At 62.1% G+C, this 17,513-nt stretch carries 14 protein-coding genes and 5 pseudogenes; 9 read left to right on the plus strand and 10 right to left on the minus strand.

Annotated features, from left to right (window positions below; genetic code table 11):
- Positions 1 to 106 precede the first annotated feature (106 nt).
- Genes ACZYHG_RS37285 through ACZYHG_RS37300 form a run of 4 tightly spaced genes read right to left on the minus strand, consistent with a single transcriptional unit; the run spans position 107 to position 2,921 of the window.
- The gene (locus tag ACZYHG_RS37285) at positions 107 to 1,312 is read right to left on the minus strand and encodes an FAD-dependent oxidoreductase (RefSeq protein WP_464615427.1); all 1,206 of its coding nucleotides are present in this window, start codon (positions 1,310 to 1,312) and stop codon (positions 107 to 109) included.
- Positions 1,309 to 1,500, minus strand: a complete 192-nt coding sequence (locus ACZYHG_RS37290) for an FAD-dependent oxidoreductase (protein WP_464615428.1) — start codon at positions 1,498 to 1,500, stop codon at positions 1,309 to 1,311. The genes ACZYHG_RS37285 and ACZYHG_RS37290 overlap by 4 nt, the downstream gene beginning before the upstream one ends.
- Positions 1,481 to 1,801: a (2Fe-2S)-binding protein gene (locus ACZYHG_RS37295; RefSeq protein ID WP_464615429.1), complete on the minus strand. Its 321-nt coding sequence runs from the start codon at positions 1,799 to 1,801 to the stop codon at positions 1,481 to 1,483. The genes ACZYHG_RS37290 and ACZYHG_RS37295 overlap by 20 nt, the downstream gene beginning before the upstream one ends.
- Complete coding sequence (locus ACZYHG_RS37300; protein WP_464615430.1) at positions 1,785 to 2,921, minus strand: NAD(P)/FAD-dependent oxidoreductase; 1,137 nt, start codon at positions 2,919 to 2,921, stop codon at positions 1,785 to 1,787. The genes ACZYHG_RS37295 and ACZYHG_RS37300 overlap by 17 nt, the downstream gene beginning before the upstream one ends.
- 371 nt (positions 2,922 to 3,292) lie before the next feature.
- Between ACZYHG_RS37300 and ACZYHG_RS37305 the strand changes: the two genes are divergently transcribed.
- A complete protein-coding gene (locus tag ACZYHG_RS37305) occupies positions 3,293 to 3,586 on the plus strand; it encodes a Rid family hydrolase (protein WP_464615431.1) in 294 nt (97 codons plus the stop codon).
- Between the two features lie 116 nt (positions 3,587 to 3,702).
- Here the strand turns inward: ACZYHG_RS37305 and ACZYHG_RS37310 are convergent.
- Positions 3,703 to 4,415 (minus strand): annotated as a pseudogene (locus ACZYHG_RS37310) (IS6 family transposase).
- A 745-nt stretch (positions 4,416 to 5,160) separates the two neighbouring features.
- On the opposite strand from ACZYHG_RS37310, the pseudogene ACZYHG_RS37315 reads away from it, so the two are divergent.
- The 4 genes and pseudogenes from ACZYHG_RS37315 to ACZYHG_RS37330 all read left to right on the plus strand — a co-directional run.
- Positions 5,161 to 5,295, plus strand: a pseudogene (locus tag ACZYHG_RS37315) (IS6 family transposase); the annotation flags it as partial.
- 701 nt (positions 5,296 to 5,996) lie between these two features.
- Positions 5,997 to 6,320 carry a hypothetical protein gene (locus ACZYHG_RS37320; RefSeq protein ID WP_464615432.1) on the plus strand — a complete coding sequence of 108 codons (324 nt, stop codon included), beginning with the start codon at positions 5,997 to 5,999 and terminating at the stop codon, positions 6,318 to 6,320.
- A 1,170-nt stretch (positions 6,321 to 7,490) separates the two neighbouring features.
- Positions 7,491 to 7,632: pseudogene (locus ACZYHG_RS37325) on the plus strand (DUF736 family protein); the annotation flags it as partial.
- A gap of 81 nt (positions 7,633 to 7,713) precedes the next feature.
- Complete coding sequence (locus ACZYHG_RS37330) at positions 7,714 to 7,905, plus strand: hypothetical protein (protein ID WP_464615433.1); 192 nt, start codon at positions 7,714 to 7,716, stop codon at positions 7,903 to 7,905.
- A gap of 40 nt (positions 7,906 to 7,945) precedes the next feature.
- Here the strand turns inward: ACZYHG_RS37330 and ACZYHG_RS37335 are convergent, their stop codons facing one another.
- The 5 genes from ACZYHG_RS37335 to traC form a co-directional block, all read right to left on the minus strand.
- Positions 7,946 to 8,206, minus strand: coding sequence for a WGR domain-containing protein (locus ACZYHG_RS37335; protein WP_464615434.1), 261 nt, complete (start codon positions 8,204 to 8,206; stop codon positions 7,946 to 7,948).
- 84 nt (positions 8,207 to 8,290) lie between these two features.
- Positions 8,291 to 8,899, minus strand: coding sequence for a thermonuclease family protein (locus tag ACZYHG_RS37340; protein ID WP_464615435.1), 609 nt, complete (start codon positions 8,897 to 8,899; stop codon positions 8,291 to 8,293).
- 266 nt (positions 8,900 to 9,165) lie between these two features.
- Positions 9,166 to 11,091 (minus strand): Ti-type conjugative transfer system protein TraG, encoded by a 1,926-nt coding sequence (gene traG, locus ACZYHG_RS37345; RefSeq protein WP_464615436.1) that lies wholly within the window; start codon positions 11,089 to 11,091, stop codon positions 9,166 to 9,168.
- Positions 11,078 to 11,293, minus strand: coding sequence for a type IV conjugative transfer system coupling protein TraD (gene traD / locus ACZYHG_RS37350; protein ID WP_464615437.1), 216 nt, complete (start codon positions 11,291 to 11,293; stop codon positions 11,078 to 11,080). Before traD ends, traG begins: the two co-directional genes overlap by 14 nt.
- A 4-nt stretch (positions 11,294 to 11,297) precedes the next feature.
- Positions 11,298 to 11,594 (minus strand): conjugal transfer protein TraC, encoded by a 297-nt coding sequence (gene traC / locus ACZYHG_RS37355; RefSeq protein WP_464615438.1) that lies wholly within the window; start codon positions 11,592 to 11,594, stop codon positions 11,298 to 11,300.
- Positions 11,595 to 11,841: 247 nt separating this feature from the next.
- On the opposite strand from traC, the pseudogene traA reads away from it, so the two are divergent.
- From traA to ACZYHG_RS37375, 4 genes and pseudogenes are all read left to right on the plus strand, one after another.
- Positions 11,842 to 15,144 (plus strand): annotated as a pseudogene (traA, locus tag ACZYHG_RS37360) (Ti-type conjugative transfer relaxase TraA).
- Positions 15,141 to 15,668 (plus strand): annotated as a pseudogene (traF, locus tag ACZYHG_RS37365) (conjugative transfer signal peptidase TraF); the annotation flags it as partial. The pseudogenes traA and traF, both read left to right, overlap by 4 nt.
- A gap of 19 nt (positions 15,669 to 15,687) precedes the next feature.
- Positions 15,688 to 16,827, plus strand: coding sequence for a conjugal transfer protein TraB (locus ACZYHG_RS37370; protein WP_464615536.1), 1,140 nt, complete (start codon positions 15,688 to 15,690; stop codon positions 16,825 to 16,827).
- Between the two features lie 14 nt (positions 16,828 to 16,841).
- A complete protein-coding gene (locus ACZYHG_RS37375; protein WP_464615439.1) occupies positions 16,842 to 17,474 on the plus strand; it encodes a TraH family protein in 633 nt (210 codons plus the stop codon).
- The last annotated feature ends 39 nt before the right edge of the window (positions 17,475 to 17,513 follow it).

Below are 17,513 nucleotides of genomic sequence, written 5' to 3' on the forward strand. Positions count from 1 at the left end.
CCCATGGTTCTCCTCCAGTGAGTTTTTGAGCAACCTCACTTTGCCACAACGTAGGTCGCTATCCACTCCCCATAGGATCTCATGCTCCCCTGGAGGCAAAGCTCAGTCAATCCGGAAATACTGAGTCGGCGAGTTGCCCGAGTGTCAATGGTCGAATTGGTGGACGCACCGTCGCAGGCTCGTTCGGGCGCTTACCAGTGCGCAATCCTCGCGTCATGATCGCCATGGTCGCCATCGAGCACATCTGTGCACGGCAAACGCCCATGCCCACGCGGGTATGGACCTTGACCTGGCGTATCCCTGCGCCACCGCGAGCAATTGCTGCCTCAATGTCACCGGCTGAAATTTCTTCACAGCGGCAAACGATCGTCTCTCCGCTCGGTATCAACATACTTTCCGGTGTACGAAAGATCGCATCGATAAACGCCCGCCCGCCGGCGAGTCGAGCAAGTCCGCTCTGCAGTGGTCCTGCCAACCTGTTGAGCGACTGATCCGAGAGACGGCCCATCCGGTGAGCAATCCGATGTATACTCAGTCGCCCGGAGATTTCAGCGGCCTGGTCGCCCAGAATTCCGCCGCCATCCCCGGCGACCGTGAGGTTCTCGATCGATGTCTCCTGCCATTTGTCCACAATAGGGAACCAGTATTCCTGCATCTCATGCCAGCCATGGGCCGCACCGGCAAGGCGGGTGATCTGCGTGTTGGGAATAACGCCGAAGTGGAGCAAAACCGTATCGCATTCGACGAACCGTGAAGCCCCTCTGGCTTGATACTCCACTCCCTCGACACGGTCGTCGCCGACGATGTTCGCCTGACCCACCGAATATACCTTGGGAATGTGTGGCATCCGTCCGAGCAGTAGGATCCCTTGTTTGAGCAGAGCCGGCGATCTCAAGGCCGCAGGCAGATGATGGATGGCCTGCATGAAATCGAAAGGCGTGGTGGTCTGAAGCAGGGCGACGATGTTGGCCCCGGCATTGGCAAGTTGATGTGCCGTCAAAAGAAGGAGCGGGCCGCAGCCCAGCAGCACGATCCGACCTTCCATCGCGCGGCCAGATATTTTCAACATCGTCTGCGCCGCACCTGCGCCCAATACTCCGGGTAAGTCCCACCCCTGAATTGGTACCGGCCTCTCGTAGGCGCCAGCCGCGGCAACAACGGCCTCCGCGCGAATTGTGAAACTTCGACCCTGGCGAAGGTAGCTGATCTTCCGTCCGCCCGCAGCGATATCCCATACGGAGGCCTGGTCGAGATAAAGACTTCCGCTCTCGCGAAAACGGCGGGCGAGTTCCAAACCGCGTAGTTCGGTCACGGGAAGCGCTTTGCCGGCCGCGCGAAGGCGCCGTTCCCTAAGCTCGACCGCGCGAAACCTCTGCCCCCCGGGCCCGGCTGCTCATCTAGAACGAGTGCCTTCAGTCCGAAGGCCGAGGCTTCGATGGCAGCTGCCATTCCGGCCGGCCCAGCTCCAATGATCACGACATCATGGCTCATGCGTCTCATTCCCTGTCATCAACCGGTGGGGCGCTGTCTGTCGGCGAACCTTCATGTGTTGTCGCACTGTTGTCAGGCAGGCCCGCTGATCTGAAATGTCGTTTATCTCGACCAGACATTCATGGCAGACGCCGATGAGACAGAATGGTCCGCGCGCGCCACCGCTCACAGCTCGGGTCCCGGTGATTTTCACCCCCGATGCAAGAAGAGCCGTCGCAACGGTCTCACCTTCTGAAGCCTGGATCGTCCGGCCTTCGAAGTCGAATGTTACATTCGAAGCGGCGACTGCGGGATCATGCTGGGGGCGCATTTTTCAACCTCCCCAACCCAAAAGGTTCGATTAACGGATCTTTTGCTCCACCCAATATCCATTCGGCGAGCAGGCGGCTGTGAAGTGCCGCCAGCGTGATCCCACTATGACAGGTGACTACGAACGCACCGGGATGATCGGAGGACTCTTCATAAACGGGATAGCCGTCATCCGTACGAGGTCTCAAAGCGGCCCAGCACCGATTGATTTGCACCGAACGGAGAACCGGCAGTCGTTCAATGGCTTTCATCGCCAGTGACTTCAGGATGTCGACGGTGGTGCGATCGTCGTACCCCGCCTCTTCGGTGGAAACGCCGATCATGATCGTTCCCTCCGGGTTCTGACGCAGAAGCCCGCTGATTGGGTAGGGAAAGGAATGCTCGACACGCTCGGTAACCATCATCTGGCCCCGTTGGGGACGGACATTGACCTGAATGCCGATTTGTGATGCTAGGTCAGGAGTTCCCAGCCCTGCGGCAACCACCAATCGCGGAGCCGAAAATGTGCCACAGGCCCCATCGACGGTGAATAGACCTCTTTCGTGCCGAATGCGGGAAACGCGGTGATCCCGAAGGATCCATCCTTTGTTTTGCTGGATGGCGGTCAGAAGGCCTGAATATAGCCTCAGTGGCTCGGCAAGCCCATCAAGCGGACTGAAGGAACCGCCAGCCACTCGCTCGCCCAGTTTCACTTTGCCAAGTATTTGTTGCAGATCGGTCCGGCCCAGGATTTCATGGCTGTAGTCCGCACCGATCCGTCGAGCGTATTCGGCGATCTTGTCGGCATGGGCGGCGAATTCAGATTCTCCGACCGAGAGGTAGATCTTCCCCCTGAGATCAAAAGCCGGATCGACGCCGGTCCGGTCTCGCAATGTGCTGGCAAATTCTGGCCACAGTCTGCTCGAAGCCAGAGACAGGCGATAATATGGGATGTTATTGAACCCCTTGTTGGAGATCGAGATCATTCCGAAGTTGCCCCGGCTGGCGCTGAAGTCGGACTCATTGCCATCAAGGACTCCGACGCAAACACCGCCGACGGCCAGACCATAACCGATGCTTGCCGCGACTACGCCCCCGCCAACAATCAGAACGTCGGGATCTTGCAGACTTCCGCTATTCATTCAACCAACCCAGCTCCCGGATTTCGCAGCATGACAAACGTCCGTCCACCAACAAGTTGGCCATTCTTTAGAACACTCGAATAGCACAATTCTCTCCAGCCCTTCGATTGTGGCAGTGCTGCCAATCAACATTGGAGTGCGACATCCAGTATGTTGCACTATTTTATGCGCTATCTTCAAGAGATCACTCGAATATATTCGAGAATGCATTATGAAATACATCTGAGGAAACGTTGACATTCAGATCTCCGCTACTTATCTCTCTCGAAGAGGCCATCGAAAATGGGAGGCGAGGAGTGACAAATGACTTTCCCATTGAACGAGCACCCGGCGTGGCGCCCGGAAGGAGCTCTGCTTCGTCTTACGGAGGAATGGTCTGGACGGTCGCGACGGCGCTGGACAAGACCCTCGAGTTGAAGGGCCAGATGGCGGCAAGTTTTGATAAAATAGAGCGTATGCTTGACCAGTTCGGAACCGACAAGCGCTACCTTCTCTCCGTCAATGTCTTTCTTTCCAACCTGGAAAACAAAGACGAATTTGACGTTGCGTGGAAAGAGTGGCTCGGCGACAATCCCAACCATTGGCCGCAGAGGGCTTGCATGGGTGCGGTCCTGTCACCGGGCACCCTGGTCGAGATTGCCATTGTCGCCGCAAGGCCAAGGTGATCGGCCTCAACGCAAGAATCGTCGTTCGTTCGCTTTGGTTTCGTCTCTGCGCTGCAGCCGAAAGGGCACCGTAAACTTAACGCTGTGAAAACAAGATCTGGGAGTGAGGCTTTGGTTCATTCGGCGTGAAGGCGCGCGATTTGGCGCCATGCTTGCATGGCAGTTGCTCGCAGTTCTCGATGGTGGGTGGATGGAATATCGTGGCGGAACGTTAAAGAGGTTGGCGATCGGGTCGTGGACGGAAACGAAACGCTGAAGATGTCGCGCTGACTTGAAGCGCTTCATGATCCTCTCCCGCCGTCGGACGGGTTGATGAGAGTTCTCCGCCCGATTGTTCAGGCCCTTGTGCGAGCGATGCTCGACGCCTGGCATGATCTCCCGCTTCGCCGCACCGTAGGATCGAAGCTTGTCGGTGATCATCACACGCGGCGAACGGCCTTGCCCTTTCAGAAGCTTTCGCATCAAGCGCTTTGCCGCCTTGGCATTGCGACGGCAGCACCAACACGTCGAGAACAAACCCGTCCTGATCAACGGCGCGCCAAAGCCAGTGTTTCTTTCCACCGATGGTGATGACAACCTCATCGAGATGCCATTTGTCGCCGAGCTTGCCGGCCGATCGCTTCCGGATATCATTGGCAAAGTGTCTGCCAAATTTCTCAGCCCAAAGTCGCACGGTCTGGTGAGAGACGATGAAGCCACGAGCTGCCAGCATATCCTCGACCATCCGCAGGCTGAGCGGAAACCGGAAATAGAGCCAAACGGCATGGGCAATCACCTGCGCCGGAAATCGGTGGCGACGATAAAGAGGATCAAGGGAAAATCTGGTCATGCCGCCAGATCCCACATTTTGATCGATGCACGGTTAACGTTACGGTGCCTTCTGGCCAGTTCGTCACCCTGAACTTCATCTTCTCAATATGATGGCGGCGGCTGGTGTTGTGTTTGAAAGGCATGGTTACGCTACAAACGCTATTGCGGTTACCGCTTGCCTAAACCCACACCAATAAACGATCCGTGCACCAACGCCCTGACCAATGCGCCGACGTGACATCACATCCCTCAATCCATTGTATTGATTGAGACAATCACACATCAACACGCCAGTCCAGACACCCGCGCACAGGTCTCCTAGAAGCGCGCCGGCAGCCTGGGCGGGGGGCTTGGGGTTAGACTGCCGGCGCACGCCACTCATGAAGAGCGGCCCCTTTTTGCGGTTCCGACACCCATAGTCAACCCGGCAGTGTCTGGGTGCAGGGCAACGAACTCGGGTTAACGCGCTTTTTGGATTGCAGTTGATCTGATTTGGTGTCCGTGACCGCGCCTGCCGGCGCCACGAACGCGATCCGCATGAAGAAGCGGTCGTCTGGCGGTCCCAGACTGGTTGCTCTCGGCGATGTTGGCGCAGTAGCGCGGCCCGATCACAGTGTCCTATCTGATCGACGATCAACCAGAGCACGGTATGAGACACCCTGTGTCCAGCCTTAATTCTTCGGGCTGTGATTTTGATGGATGTGTTGCAAAGTTTTTGGTCACGAGGCGAGGCATTGGGCTCCGGTGTTCCCCGGAGAGTTGAGATGTTCAAAGGCCGCCATTTCGACCAATCTGTGATCTTGCTTTGCATTCGCTGGTATCTGGCCTACGGACTGAGCCTACGCGATCTTCGAGAAATGATGGCGGAGCGTGGCATTAGTGTCGATCATTCAACGATTCCTCCCGCCGCATCGAAGGAGAATTTCTGTTCCACGGCCGGGTCCGTTGGCTCAATGTGATTAGCCGGCGTCCAATCTCCCTTGTGATCGCCACAGATCCGCAGCGTACCCTTTTCGTTGGCTGGCCCGCAACTCGCATAGAGATTGCCCCAGCTGAATCGAAGGGTCGCAAATTTCGACGAAGGCCAGAAATGCTCGATGTGCGCGTCGGGCATCAACCCTAGGACGACGGGCGGCGCCCAGGCTGCTGTGATGATCAGGAGGCTAAATCTCGACGATCCCAGCTTACGATACCAGCGCGGCGATCATTAGCGCGCTCAACGCCCTGATTGAGGCGGGAACCATCACGGCAGTCAATGTCGCCGATGAAATCGCGATGTGGCGTAGCGTAGACGGTGATGGCCGGCTTAAGTCCTTCGGGCATGTCGCCGCACGCTATCTCGAGGACGAGCCGATTGCGTAGGTTACCGCTGGACATCTATTGTCTGGGAACCGACCTTTTGCTGACGGCGAAATGCGGTCGGGAGGCGACGTCTCATTTGCGCCGAACGCTCAGTACAGATTGAGATCGAGCAACATTTGACTACTGATCCAGAATGAGTCCCTTGCGAGACACGACGATTCTCTATTACTTGCTATTTGAACTCATGAGAATACGTCTGCCGCCGCAATAACGCAGGCGCGTTATTCTGGATGGAAAGATGACGGAAGAGAATGAGGAGCCGGTGCTCCCAGCGGACGGTTCCGACGGGCAGGATGCAGGTTCAGGCGCCTATTCGCTCGCTGGCTACGACTATCAAGTCGACGTCTCCATCTGGCTGGCCCTTGACCTGATGCTTGGTTCCGGTCTGACTCAGATGGTCGAGCTTGAGCCCGCTACCGAAGAGGATCTCGAAGCGCAACTGGCCAACGACGGGCCGGGGCGCGTAGCGACCTGCGTTGTCTGGATGGCTACACGCTCGTTGTGCAGGCGAAATTGCGTGGCGGCGACGCATGGACTGTCGGCGGCATCAACCGTCTGCTGAAGCATGGAAGTGCGACCCGGCTGTCGGCCGCGCGACGGCTGGCCACCCCGACCATCCGATACCTTCTGGTCACCAGCGCGGCGTTGAACGGAGGGACAAGAGGGCTAAAAGTGAAGCGCGCCGGAAGCTGGCCGAAGCAGAGTGGAATGCCAGCCTCGACGGCGAAGGCGCTCCCGGGTGACGCTCCGGGACGGGTGGCCATCATCGGCAACTTAGACGAAGACCGGGTGGTCGAGGAAATCAGACGGCTTTTGACCGAACGATTTGGCGTTCCGAATTCGCGCTGGGTGGAGTGTCTTCGCGCGCTTCGGGAGGAGGCCCGCCTGCGTGTCCGGCGCGTCGGCGAAGGGCGATGGCGTCGGGAGGAGCTCTCGCATATCATCCGGACCCACGACGGTTATCTCGCAAGCTCGCCGCAACTCGACGATTATGTGCGTCCCCGAAACTGGCAGGAACTGCGCGACGTCATGGGGGCGCCCAAATACGCCGCCATCATCGTCGGGCAATCGGGAACAGGAAAGACGCTCGCGACGAGCAAACTCTACGAAGAGCTTCGCCGCGAAAACCCGGGGTTGACGCGCGTTCCGATCCGCCGGGGTCCGCAGCAGCTGCGCGATGACCGGACGCCTCGGCCGGTTCTTTACGACATCGAGGACCCTTGGGGCCGCTACGACTTCGATCCCGCAAGCCGCCCTTGGAACGACGAACTCGCTCAATGGCTGGGACGGGCGCGCGCCGACAGCATGATCATAGCCACGAGCCGGCGGGACGTCGCCATGTCGTCCGGCGCGCTGAAATCAGTCGAGCGGTGGGTCGTCCCTCTTGAAGCCGAACACTACGGCAAGCCTGAACGGCAGCGGCTCTATCGCACGAGGATCGACACCCTGCCGCGTGACGTGCGCCTGCTGGCGGCCGGCGCCGAGCGGCAGGTGCTCGACAACTTGGCGACCCCGCTTGAAATCGAGAAATTCTTCGATGCGCTGCGCACCATGGGGCGCCCGAAACGAAACCGGGAGCATCCTTTCATAAGCGATGCGATCGCCAAAGCTCATGAGCAGTCGATCGAATTGACTGTCATCCAGCAGATCGAGGAACGGGACGATGTCCGTGCGGCCAGCGTCATCTGGGGGTTCCTGAAGGCAAACGATCGCCTGTCGATCCGGGTCCTTCGCCGCCTGGCAGAAGACCTCGAAGGAGACGGAGCGCGACTACCTCTCGGTCAAGCTGGACGACCCGAGCTTCCCCGCCCCGATCTACGCCACCCTGCGAGGAGGGCCCGCAGCTGATCTGGTCCAGGCCGAACCGGGACTGAGGCTCCCGCAAGAGGGCTCCGCTGCAAGGCGGGGCCTTCAGCTTCATTGGCGGCGAACAGCCACAACCGAAGGAACCTGACATGACCACCACCGGAACCGCGGCAGCACGAGCCCTCCACCGCGACGATATCGCCATCCGGCCGGACGGAACCTGGGGCCATCTCGACGATGTCTGGAACGGCGGCTACAGCTTCATGTCCGACGACTACGAGATCGTGCGCCTCGACGAAGCGGCGCGGCTGAAGAAGCACGGCATCGACGTTGACGCGTAGAACACGGCGTTGCCGGCCGGCCCCACCAACGCGGGGGCGGTTATGGCGCGTTCCTCACCCGTTCCGCATATCCACGCCTGCGCTTTCGGCGCTCGAGACGTGCGAACGCCTTGCCGGCATCCGCGCTCTCGTCAAACGTCTGCATCATCGCCTGGCCATTCGTGCCGATCCGGCCCCAGTTACGGATCAAGGAAGCACCGCCGAACAAGGTCGGCTGAACGGACAGCACGTAGAAGCGCCGCATGTTGCGGGCGTCGTCGATATGGCGAAGATGAAGCGGTCCTGGATCGGGTTTCGGCATGGACGGATTCTCGCTTCCTGCGGAAGCGAGGTCCAACGACTTTGGTGAATCGATGAACGCCGACCGATTCACGCTGCTGATGCATCAGTCGCACCAGGGATGCCGCGATCCGTCCCACTGTCGAGCAAGCCCTTCCGAGACAAGTATGTCGCCGATCGAGCGGCCCTGGCGCGTGACGGTGCGGAGCTTGCGTCCATACCGGTCTTCGTCGCGCCAGCCGGCGTTGAGCGAGAAGCGGCCGGCATTGAGCAGGGCGTGCAGCCGGCGCTTTGCGGCTTCGCCGAGCTGCCTCTCGCGCGCGCAACGCGGCGGGCTGAGTTCCGGCGTATCGATATCGGCGATCCTGATCTTTTCGCCCTGATGCCAGAAGGTGTCGCCGTCAACGACGCAATTGGTTCGAGCTCCGGCATCGCAGATCGAGAATGACGCTGACAGCGCGTCTGCAGCGGGACCCGTGAACGACGTCAGCGAGCTGTCGAGGCGGCCCGGCTCCTTCAGATGAAACGCGCCCAACGCTCCAACGGCGATGACGGCCACAACTGCGAAGGAACGCAGGAGCGGCGCCGATTGCCGCGCCGACGCACCTCGTCTCGAACTTCCGGACGATGACGACCTTGTGCTGAAGCGCCTCGGCGGACGGCTTTTGTATCTGTCGACGTTGCTCAAGTCCGGCCCTGTCTCCCGTTCGGTCATGGCGAAACTACCACCTCATGCTTGAGTCCTGTTTGCCAGGATCATTCAAAAGCCAGCGATCAGAACTCGCTCCGGCACCGCATTATGCAGGGGGGTTGGGCGAGCCGCCTGCGGCGGACGGCTCCATTCGCTCGCACGGAGCCCGCAAGCGGTCTCCGCCTGTCCGTGACGATCCTCTCGCGGCATGAGACCGTCCGGATCGACCGGCCGCCTCATCACGAGGGGCATCCCCTCGCTCACCCCGCCGGCTGGATGCTAGGTGACGATCATGCCTCGGTCTCCTTCCGGTGGAAGCGGTTCTCGCCGACGCAGGCCTTCATGTCAGCGCGCCGGAACCAGATGGCACGGCCGCAGCGCAGCGGTGGATTGCCGGCGGTGAAGATAATCTGCTCGTCGGCCCGCATCTGCATCACCTCATGCGGCAGAATCAGCGGCCGGCGCGTGAGCTGCTTGGAGCGTGTGCGCGACGAGCCCGACATTTGCGATGAGCGGCTGGTCTGGTCGACCTCGACCGTCGTGTCGCCGCAACGCTTCGAGATGTAGTCCGCCGTCTCCGGATCGTTGATCGCGGCGAAGGAGACCCATGATGCGCTCTCGAACCATTTCGAGGTGGCGTCACGGCCGCCATAGGCCTCGCGCATCTGCCCAATCGATTGGTAGAGCAACGTCATGGTGATGCCGTACTTGCGCCCGGCGTCGCGTGCGGTTTCGAGGACGCGCAGGAAGCCCAGCCTCGCAACTTCGTCCAACAGGAACAGCGTGCGGCCCTTCACGTCGCCGTTGCGATTATAGATCGCGTTCATCAGCGCGCCGATGATGACGCGGGCGAGACCCGGATGGGTCTCCAGCACCTTCAGGTCGAGCGCGATGAAGATATCGGTCTCGCCGGCCGCGAGTTCGTCCGTTGTGAAGCTCGATCCTGAGACCAATGCAGCATAGTTCGAATAGGAGAGCCAGTGGGTCTCCTTGACTGCATTGGCGTAAACGCCGCTGAATGTTTCGGGGGTCATCGCGATGAACGGCGCGACATTCTCTTTCACGAATACGGATTCCGATTGGTCGTGGATTGCCGTCAGACGCTCCCGCAGCTTCGGTTCCGGCTCGGACAAGTTCGACCGGACCCGCCGAAGCGTCTGGTCCTTTTCTTCCGTATGACCTGACAGGCAGACGTCAGCGATCAGCACCGTGAGGAGCTGAAGCGCCGAGGCGCGGAAGAAGTCGTCGCGGGCTGAAGCTTGGCGCGGATTGTCAGTGATGATCCATGTGGCGACCGCGACGATGTCTTCCTCCTTCGTGCTGCCGAACCGGCCGATCCAGTCGAGCGCGTTGAAGCCGATCGCCGCGTTTCCCGGATCGAGTAGAAAGACATTGCGCCCCGCACGCCGCCGATGGTCGATGACCATCGGCGCGACCTCGCTCGACGGATCGAGCACGACGAGGCTGCCGCCCCATTTGAGCGCCGTTGGCACGGTGACGGAAGTGGTCTTGAAGCCGCCCGAGCCTGCGAAGACGACGCCGTGCGACGAGCCGAACGAGCCGTCGAAGCAGAGGAGGGGAGATCGCCCACCGGCCCCCCATGTTTCTCGCGCGTCGGCGCGGAACGATTGCGCCGACACGCTGTCGCGACCGACGCGATAGCGCTCACCGATGACGATCCCGCCGCTATCCGGAAACAACCGCGCCGCCGCCGGCATAGACATCCAGTCGGCCTCGCCATGCACAGCGCGTTTCCCGCGGATACGTCGAGGCGTAGCCAGCGCGAAAGCGGCGTTTCCGCGCATCGCAACGCGCAGAGCGAAGCCGCCACAGATCATCGCGATCGTCGCCCCGACCATCGTCGCCGGATCGACATAGGAGAGGATCGCTTTGCCGGCCGGCACGCGATTGGCCAGCGCCGACAGCCGCACCGCCTCGCGCGCGATCGCTATCGCGATCACGCCGACCGCGCCGCCGGCGACACCCCATCCGGCGGCGCGGATCGCGCTCGCTCCCACTGATGCGAAGAGGAAGATCACGCCAATGACGGCCGCCGCTATATACGGCAGGGCGATGCCGATCCGGCCGAGCAATAGACGCGCCGCATCCGAGTTTCCGACCCCCGCAAGCCAGGTCTCGACATCTGAAATCCCGATGCAAGCGCCGAGCATCAGCGTGGCGGCTGAACCGGCGAGCAGGAGCTTATTCGCTGTCATTGCCGAAGGCTTCCGTGCCGATCGCCGTTAGCCGCGCGCGCTCTGCTTCGTCGTCCCGAATGCGCGAGCCAGCGTCGATCAGAAGGCCGAGCAGCAGCGCGCGCTTCTCGTAGCGCAGGCCCGCCTTCACGATCAGGCCGCCGAGCTCGATCTTCTCGCGCGTATCTTTCTTTCTGGCCTCCGAGGATGTCGACCGGCGCATGCGCTCAAACCTCGCTATCGCTGCTCGCAGCCGCGCCAGCCGCGACCATCGCGGCCCCGGCCGCCTCGCCCTTCCTGCCGGCGTTCCCTCTCTTTCCGGATGCCTTTTCGTCGCGATCGCGAAACCGCGCGGCGAGTTCCTCGAACGCCGCCAGCAGCGCCGTCTCCTCGATTTCGATTTCGCCGATACCTGCCTTCAGGGCGATGCGTCCGATCCGTTCGGCCTCGCGCGTTTCGGCCTGCCTGAGTTGATCCTGGAGTTTTACGATCTCTTCTCTGATCTTCGACGATGGTTTCTTCATTCCGGTTGGGCCTTTCGCATCTGGTCGTTCTGGAGTTCGTCCAGAATCCCCCGGATGCGCGCCATGGACGACTAGTAAAAATGCTAGTCGGCAGAGCCGACGCTGCCTGAGACCATCCCGCCGTTCCGAAGGAATGGATCCAAGGGCGCAGTAATACGTCGCTGACGCGACGTCCTGCTCCCGCCCCGCTGGGCTGGTCCTATCCCGACGAACGCGATGTTCGTTCATGTCGGGAGCCGTCGTCACCATGGCGATCACGCACTTCACGCCCCAGCTCATCGGCCGCGGCAATGGCCGCAGCGCCGTGCTGTCCGCTGCGTATCGCCATTGCGCGAAGATGATCTACGAGATGGAGGCGTGCACCGTCGACTATTCCAACAAGCGCAACCTCGCCCATGAGGAGTTTTTGTTACCGCCCGACGCTCCGGACTGGGCGCGCAAGCTGATTGCCGATCGCTCCGTCGCCGGCGCGGTCGAGGCCTTCTGGAACAGGGTCGAGGCATTCGAGAAGCGCGAGGATGCGCAGTTCGCGAAGGAGTTCATCATCGCGCTGCCGGCCGAGCTTACGAAGCAGCAGAACATCGCGCTGATGCGGCAGTTCGTGTTCGAGCAGGTCCTGGCGCGCGGGCAGGTCGCCGACTGGGTCTATCACGACGAACCCAGCAACCCGCATGTGCATCTGATGACCACGCTGCGCCCGCTCACGGAGACCGGGTTCGGCGCCAAGAAGGTCGCCGTGCTTGGCGAGGACGGTCAGCCGCTCCGCACGAAAACCGGCAAGATCCAGTACCGTCTCTGGGCTGGCGAGAAGCAGGAGTTCCTTGAGCAGCGCAACCGCTGGCTCGACCTTCAGAATCAACATCTCGCTCTCGGCGGCCTGGAAGTCCGCGTCGATGGCCGCTCCTACGCCGAGCGCGGCATCGATCTTGTTCCGACCGTCCATATCGGCGTTTGCGCCAAGGCGATTCAGCGGAAGGGCGTGCAGCAGGGATGGACGCCCTCACTCGACCGGATCGAGCAGTTCGAGGCGCAGCGAGAGGAAAACGCCCGCAGGATACAGCGCCGTCCCTAGATCGTCCTCGACCTCCTATCGTCGGAAAAGAGCGTCTTCGGCGAGCGCGACATCGCCAAGGTCCTGCATCGCTATGTCGACGATGCCGGAACCTTCCAGCATCTGATGACGCGCATTCTCCAGAGCCCGGACCTGCTGCGGATCGAACGCGAAAGCGTCGATTTCGCCACCGGGAAGAGAGTGCGCGCCCGGTACGCGACGCGCGAACTGATCCGCGTCGAAGCCGAAATGGCGAAGCGAGCGATCTGGCTTTCGGAACGCACGAGCCATGGCGTCCGGCAGAAGGCGCAGGAGGCGACTTTTGCCCGTCATCAGCGCTTGTCGCAGGAGCAGCGTGTTGCCATCGAACACGTGGCGGGCGCCGCCCGGATCGCAGCCATCGTCGGGCGCGCCGGCGCCGGCAAGACAACAATGATGAAGGCCGCGCGCGAGGCGTGGGAATCGGCCGGCTATCACGTGGTCGGCGGCGCGCTCGCCGGAAAGGCGGCTGAGGGCCTTGAGAAAGAAGCGGGCATCGCCAGCCGCACGCTGGCGTCGTGGGAACTGCGCTGGAATGAGGGCCGGGACGCCCTCGATGGAAAGACAGTGTTCGTCCTCGACGAGGCCGGCATGGTCGCCTCGAAGCAGATGGCGCTGTTTGTCGAGGCAGCATTGCGGACCGGCGCCAAGCTGGTCCTGGTCGGAGATCCCGAGCAGCTCCAGCCGATCGAGGCAGGAGCTGCATTCCGGGCGATAGTAGAGCGCATTGGCTATGCCGAACTGGAGACCATCTACCGCCAGCGCGAGGACTGGATGCGCAAGGCATCGCTCGATCTCGCGCGCGGCCGCATCGATCAGGCGATCACCGCCTATCGGGGCCGCGGCAAGGTGATGGGATCGGACCTGAAGGCGCAGGCCGTCGAGAATCTGATCGCCGATTGGAACAGCGACTACGATGCCACGAAGTCGACGCTGATCCTCGCCCATCTGCGGCGCGACGTGCGCCTGCTCAACACGATGGCCCGCGAGAAGCTGGTAGAACGCGGCATCGTCGGAGAGGGCCATGCCTTCCGGACGGAGGACGGCACGCGCCGCTTCGACGCCGGCGACCAGATCGTCTTCCTGAAGAACGACGGCGCCCTCGGCGTGAAGAACGGCATGATCGGCAAGGTCGTCGAAGCCGCGCCGAACCGGATTGTCGCCGAGATCGGCGAGGGCGATCAGCGCCATCGCGTTTCGGTCGATCAGAGGTTCTACCGCAACCTCGATCACGGCTACGCCACCACCATCCACAAGTCTCAAGGGTCGACCGTCGACCGAGTGAAGGTGCTGGCGTCCCTATCTCTGGATCGTCACCTGACCTATGTCGCACTGACGCGTCACCGCGAGGATATGGCGCTCTACTACGGGCGCCATTCGTTTGGCATGAACGGTGGACTCATCAAAATCCTGTCGCGGCGCAACGCCAAGGAAACGACGCTCGACTATGAACGAGGCTCGCTCTACCGCCAGGCACTGCGCTTCGCCGAGAACCGCGGCCTGCACATCGCCCGCGTCGCCCGCACGCTGGTCCGAGATCGAGTGGACTGGACGCTCCGGCAGAAGCAGCGTCTCGCAGACCTGGGGCTGCGCCTGAGGCGATTGGGCGAGCACCTCGGCCTTCTCGACACACGTCAAACCCAAACGCTGAAGGAGTCCGCGCCGATGGTGAAGGGCGTTACCCAATTCCCGTATTCGGTCCAGGATTCGGTCGAGGAAAAACTGCTTGCCGATCCGGCCGTGAAGAAGCAGTGGGAGGAGGTCTCGACCCGCTTCCGCTTCGTCTTCGCCGATCCCGAGACGGCCTTCCGGGCGATGAACTTCGATGCGATCCTCACCGATCCGTCGACGGCCAAGGCGACGCTCGATCGCCTGGTCAGCGAACCGGCAACGATCGGTCCGCTCAAGGGAAAGGTCGGGCTTCTCGCCGGCAAGGCCGATCGCGAAGACAGGCGCATCGCACAGGTCAATGCGACGGCGCTGAAGCGCGACATCGAGCGCTATCTGCGGCTGCGCCAGACGGCTGTGCAGAAGATCGAGGCCGACGAACAGACGCGCCGCCGCCGCGTCTCGATCGACATACCCGCAATGTCGCCTGCGGCTATCCAGGTGCTGGACCGCGTGCGCGATGCGATCGATCGTAACGACCTCCCTGCTGCGCTCGGCTACCCGCTTGCCGACAGGATGGCGAAGGCCGAGATCGACGGCTTCAACAAGGCGATCACGGAGCGGCTCGGCGAGCGGACGCTGCTCACCAATGCGGCGCGCGAACCGTCCGGCAAGCTGTTCGACAGAGCGGCGGAGGGACTCGCGCCAGACGAGCGCCAGAAGCTCGCGGAAGCCTGGCCGGTCATGCGCGCAGCGCAGCAGATCGCCGCGCATGAGCGCACGGTGGAGACCCTGAAGCAGACGGAGAATCTTCGCCTGTTGCCGCTCCAGACCCCGGTCCTCAAGCAGTGAGCCGTCGTTGCGCCATCACCCTGATCGCCATCACGGCAATGACCGTCACCACGCTGATCGGCATGGGTTGGCTTGGTGGTATCCGGCTCAATCTGACGCCGAGCTACCCGCTCGGTCTTTGGCGCATCGAGGCGCTCGATCGCGCGGCTGCTGTCGGCGATCTCGTCTTCATTTGCCCTCCGGACTCACCGCCATTCAGGTCGGCCCGCGAGCGCGGCTATCTCCGGCGCGGCCTCTGCCCGGGCTGGCTAAGCCCGCTCATCAAGACAGTCGCGGCGATCGAAGGGCAGCGTGTCGACATCGGCGCCGGCGTCGCGATCGACGGCCGGCTGCTCGCGCATTCGCGGCTGCATGCCGCCGACGCAAAGGGCAGGGCTCTGGCTCCCTTCGCTGGCGGGATCGTTCCGCCGGCGCACCTCTTTCTTCACTCCGATTTTGCGGGTTCCTATGACTCACGATATTTCGGGCCGATCCCCGGAACCGGCCTCCTCGGTCGCGCCCGCCCGGTCCTCACCTTCGATCCCCGACACTGTGCGTGCTGTCATGCTGACGGCGGCTGCCTCGCTCGTTGGCGCTGTCGCCTGGAGCGGCGATCCGCTGACCCTGCCGCTCGCCTTCGCATTCCCGGCACTATGGGCGCTATCGCCGTCCCGGATCGTCGCGGCCCTGGTATCGGGAGGTTATTTCCTTGCCGCCTCGCGCGGACTGCCGCAGGGCGTCGCCAATTACTATGCCTCCGATCTCTGGCCGGGCCTGATGCTCTGGTTTACCGCGTCGCTTGGCTTCGTCGCCGTGCATACGGCTCTGTGGACGAGCCGACCGGGAGGGAAGAGGGCGGCGCGGTATGGGCTGGCTGTGCTCCTGATGGCGGTGCCGCCGTTCGGGATAGTCGGCTGGGCGCATCCGCTGACGGCCGCCGGCGTGCTGTTTCCGGGATGGGGATGGTTCGGCCTGGCAGCCGCCGCAGCCGGTCTTCTCGCCATGACGACGAGATGGTGGCCGACAGCGGCAATAGCCCTGGGAGGATTTTGGCTCTGGTCCGCCACGTCATGGACGGAACCATCCCTGCCGGACGGCTGGAACGGCGTCGACCTGGAACTCGGCCAAAGCCTCGGCCGCGATGTCAGGCTGGAACAACACCATGACCTGATCGCCACGGTGCGGCGAGCGGCCGGCGAGGGCGCCAGTATCGTCGTGCTGCCCGAAAGCGCTCTTGGCTTCTGGACCCCAACCGTCGAGCGGCTATGGCGCGACGAGTTGCGCGGCGTCGACATCACCGTGATCGCCGGCTCCGCGATCGTCGACGCGCAAGGCTACGACAATGTCATGCTCGCGATCTCCGCCGTGCGCGCCGGTGCTCTGTATCGGGAACGTATGCCGGTCCCGGTCTCCATGTGGCAGCCATGGCTGGCATGGACCGGGCAAGGCGGGGGCGCGCGGGCGCATTTTTTTGCAAACCCGGTCGTCGAGCTCAACGGCCGGCGTGTAGCACCTCTGATCTGCTACGAGCAGCTCATCCTCTGGCCCGTCCTTCAGTCAATGCTGCAATCCCCCGAGATACTCATTGCCACGGGCAATGGCTGGTGGACGGCCGGCACCTCAATCGTCGCCATCCAGAACGCCAGCGTCGCGGCTTGGGCCAGGTTGTTCGACCTGCGTCTCGTCACCGCCTTCAACACCTGAACCGTGGGGCTGCCATGATCGATGCCGCCCTCGTCCAGCAATGCGCCGATCCCGGCCTCAAGCCGGCGATCGTCGAGAAGTTCATCGCCGAGGCCGGCTCGAGCGATCCGCTGGCCGTCACGGTCCGCGTCGGCGATCGTGTCGTGCTTGTGCCGACGCCACGCGGGACGGATGAGGCGATGGCGCTCATTCGCCAGCATCTCGGCAAGGCCGTCGTGCGGGTCGGCGTCACGCAGTATCCGGCCGGGCTCGGCGTCGCCGACGTCTCGGAACTAGAGCCTGACCTTCTCGACACCTGCGCCAACATCCGCATGGGCACGACGCTGTTCGGCAAGGTCTATCGCATCGTCACAAAATGGTACGGCAATGCGGTGGACGAGGCGTTCGACGATGCCATCTATGCCTGGAAGACGGGATATTTTGAAGGTCGGGCCGTGTTCAGCGAACCGGATCCCGGCGAGATGAGTCTTGCCGAACCGAAGCAGGCGCCGCCCGAACCATCAGAAGAGACAAAACCATCGGAAGAGAATGCCTCTGAAGGGGCGGTAGCAGGCGGGGTCCCCACGCAGCGCGACACCCAACCCGGTGATCCCAACAAGGCGGGGATACGCATCGATCTTTCGGGGATAGGCGGCCCATATCCCTAAACTTTCTCCCCGGCTGTCGTTTGCGGGTGTGGGTGGAAA

The organism is Mesorhizobium subarcticum (assembly GCF_055456085.1).

Excerpts from the sequence above, each read along its gene's own strand:
- ACZYHG_RS37290 (WP_464615428.1), bottom strand. The coding sequence starts at position 1,500 with ATGAGACGCATGAGCCATGATGTCGTGATCATTGGAGCTGGGCCGGCC.
- ACZYHG_RS37295 (WP_464615429.1), bottom strand. The coding sequence starts at position 1,801 with ATGCGCCCCCAGCATGATCCCGCAGTCGCCGCTTCGAATGTAACATTC.
- ACZYHG_RS37300 (WP_464615430.1), bottom strand. The coding sequence starts at position 2,921 with ATGAATAGCGGAAGTCTGCAAGATCCCGACGTTCTGATTGTTGGCGGG.
- ACZYHG_RS37305 (WP_464615431.1), top strand. The coding sequence starts at position 3,293 with ATGGTCTGGACGGTCGCGACGGCGCTGGACAAGACCCTCGAGTTGAAG.
- ACZYHG_RS37320 (WP_464615432.1), top strand. The coding sequence starts at position 5,997 with ATGACGGAAGAGAATGAGGAGCCGGTGCTCCCAGCGGACGGTTCCGAC.
- ACZYHG_RS37330 (WP_464615433.1), top strand. The coding sequence starts at position 7,714 with ATGACCACCACCGGAACCGCGGCAGCACGAGCCCTCCACCGCGACGAT.
- ACZYHG_RS37335 (WP_464615434.1), bottom strand. The coding sequence starts at position 8,206 with ATGCCGAAACCCGATCCAGGACCGCTTCATCTTCGCCATATCGACGAC.
- ACZYHG_RS37340 (WP_464615435.1), bottom strand. The coding sequence starts at position 8,899 with ATGACCGAACGGGAGACAGGGCCGGACTTGAGCAACGTCGACAGATAC.
- traG (WP_464615436.1), bottom strand. The coding sequence starts at position 11,091 with ATGACAGCGAATAAGCTCCTGCTCGCCGGTTCAGCCGCCACGCTGATG.
- traD (WP_464615437.1), bottom strand. The coding sequence starts at position 11,293 with ATGCGCCGGTCGACATCCTCGGAGGCCAGAAAGAAAGATACGCGCGAG.
- traC (WP_464615438.1), bottom strand. The coding sequence starts at position 11,594 with ATGAAGAAACCATCGTCGAAGATCAGAGAAGAGATCGTAAAACTCCAG.
- ACZYHG_RS37370 (WP_464615536.1), top strand. The coding sequence starts at position 15,688 with ATGCTGACGGCGGCTGCCTCGCTCGTTGGCGCTGTCGCCTGGAGCGGC.
- ACZYHG_RS37375 (WP_464615439.1), top strand. The coding sequence starts at position 16,842 with ATGATCGATGCCGCCCTCGTCCAGCAATGCGCCGATCCCGGCCTCAAG.